This window comes from Candidatus Methylomicrobium oryzae (assembly GCF_016745425.1).
In the GTDB taxonomy this organism is placed as follows: domain Bacteria; phylum Pseudomonadota; class Gammaproteobacteria; order Methylococcales; family Methylomonadaceae; genus Methylomicrobium; species Methylomicrobium oryzae.
On sequence record NZ_JAERVK010000048.1, the window covers coordinates 1 to 1,757 of the forward strand.

The following is a 1,757-nucleotide window of genomic DNA, read 5'->3' on the forward strand; positions in this document are numbered from 1 at the left end:
TCATCGCCCTTATCGGGTTTGTGCAAGGTAGGTCGACCTGTCGAATCGTTGTCGTCGAGCGGCGGGCGAGGTTCCTGGCCGGCCATCAGGTCGTCGATCTGGCGCTTGTCGATCGTCTCCCACTTCATCAGCGCCTCGGCCATCTTGTGCAGGATGTCGAGATGCTCGGTCAGGAGCTGCTCGGCCCGGCGGTAGTTCCGGTCGATCACTGCCTTGATCTCTTCATCGATCTGATGGGCGATCTCGTTCGAGAACGAGGACCCGGGCGAGGCATAGCCCATGAACGGCTGCCCGCTCTCTTCCCCGTACACCTGCGGCCCGAGCTTGTCCGAGAAGCCCCAGCGCTTGACCATGTTGCGCGCCAGCTCGGTCGCCCGCTCGATGTCGTTCGAAGCCCCGGTCGTGACCCGGTCGCCGCCGTAGATCATCTGCTCGGCGATCCGCCCCCCGAACAGGCTGGAGATCTGGCTTTCCAGCTTGCGCTTGCTGGCGCTGTACTGGTCCTGCTCGGGCAGGAACATGGTGATCCCCAAGGCCCGCCCCCGCGGCATGATGCTGACCTTGTACACCGGATCGTGCTCGGGCACCAGCCGGCCCACGATGCAGTGCCCGGCTTCGTGGTAGGCGGTCAGCCGCTTGTCGTCCTCGGTCATCACCATGGTGTGGCGTTCGGCCCCCATCAGGATCTTGTCCTTGGCTTTCTCCAGGTCGGCCATGGTGACTTCCTGCTTGTTGGCCCGGGCCGCAAACAGCGCCGCTTCATTGACCAGATTGGCCAGATCCGCCCCGGAAAAGCCCGGGGTGCCGCGGGCGATGTATTTGAGCTCGACATCGGCCGAAGCCGGCACTTTCTTGATGTGCACGTTCAAAATCTGTTCGCGGCCTTTCACATCGGGCAGCCCGACGTTGACCTGACGGTCGAAACGGCCGGGCCGCAGCAAGGCCTTGTCAAGGATGTCGGCCCGGTTGGTGGCCGCGATCACGATCACCCCTTCATTGCCGTTGAAGCCGTCCATCTCCACCAACAGTTGGTTCAAGGTCTGCTCGCGTTCCTCGTTGCCGCCCGAGAAACCGGCCCCGCCCCGCTGGCGGCCCACCGCATCGATCTCGTCGATGAAGATGATGCAGGGCGCATGCTCCTTGGCCTGCGCGAACATGTCCCGGACCCGGGACGCCCCGACCCCGACGAACATCTCGACGAAGTCCGAGCCGGAGATGGTGAAGAACTTGACCCCGGCCTCGCCGGCAATGGCCCGCGCCAGCAAGGTCTTGCCGGTACCGGGGGGACCCACCATCAGAATCCCGCGCGGAATCTGCCCGCCGAGCTTCTGGAACTTCTGCGGGTCGGACAGGAAGTCGACCAGTTCGACCACCTCTTCTTTGGCTTCCTCGCAGCCGGCCACGTCCGCAAACATCACCTTGCGCTTGTCTTCTTCCAGCAGCTTCGCCTTGCTCTTGCCGAAACTGCCCGCGCCGCCGGCCTGTTGGCGCCGCATATAGACGATCCAGACGGCAATCAGCAGCAGCATCGGAAACCAGGAAACGAAAATCTGCATTAGAAACGACTGTTTGGGCGGCGCCACAGTGCGAATCTGCACCCCGGCGGCCAACAGATCGTCGATCATGTGCGGATCATCGGGGTTGATCGTTTCCAGATCCTGGCCGTCGTTGGTGCGGATTTTGACATGGTCGTCCATGATTTCGACGCGCGTGACCTGCTTCGCCTTGACCTTGGCGAGGAAATCCGAATAAGCGAT

The 1,757-nt window shown here is 62.7% G+C and carries 1 protein-coding gene; it reads right to left on the reverse strand.

Translation table 11 applies throughout. The features are described from left to right. Positions 1 to 1,757: ATP-dependent zinc metalloprotease FtsH (gene ftsH / locus JJL52_RS21050; RefSeq protein ID WP_202054486.1), on the reverse strand; the 1,757-nt coding region annotated here is incomplete at both ends.